This window comes from Bittarella massiliensis (ex Durand et al. 2017) (genome assembly GCF_017566145.1).
GTDB classification, from domain to species: Bacteria; Bacillota; Clostridia; order Oscillospirales; family Ruminococcaceae; genus Bittarella; species Bittarella massiliensis_A.
On sequence record NZ_JABFCL010000143.1, the window covers coordinates 1 to 229 of the forward strand.

Genomic DNA, 229 nt, shown 5'->3' on the forward strand with positions numbered 1-229 from the left:
TGTCAATGCTGGGATCACGCCGTCTGCATTTTTGACCAGAGTGAATTCTATGGGCTGAGTGTTCAGAACATAGCCGTCCGGAGCCTGGATTTCCGTAAAGCGGTAAGTGCCTTCCTCCAATGCTTCCACGGTCAGATGCCCATCCTCGCCGGTTTTCAGCTCAGTTTCTTCCCGTATGGGTTTCCAGTTCTCGCCCTGTTTTATCTCAAGGGTGAAAACTGCACCCGCA

Annotated in this window: 1 protein-coding gene; it reads right to left on the reverse strand. The window is 52.0% G+C overall.

Translation table 11 applies throughout. The features are described 5' to 3' along the window. Nucleotides 1-229 (reverse strand): prealbumin-like fold domain-containing protein (locus tag HJY11_RS13790; RefSeq protein ID WP_243764568.1); only part of this gene is annotated, 229 nt, incomplete at both ends.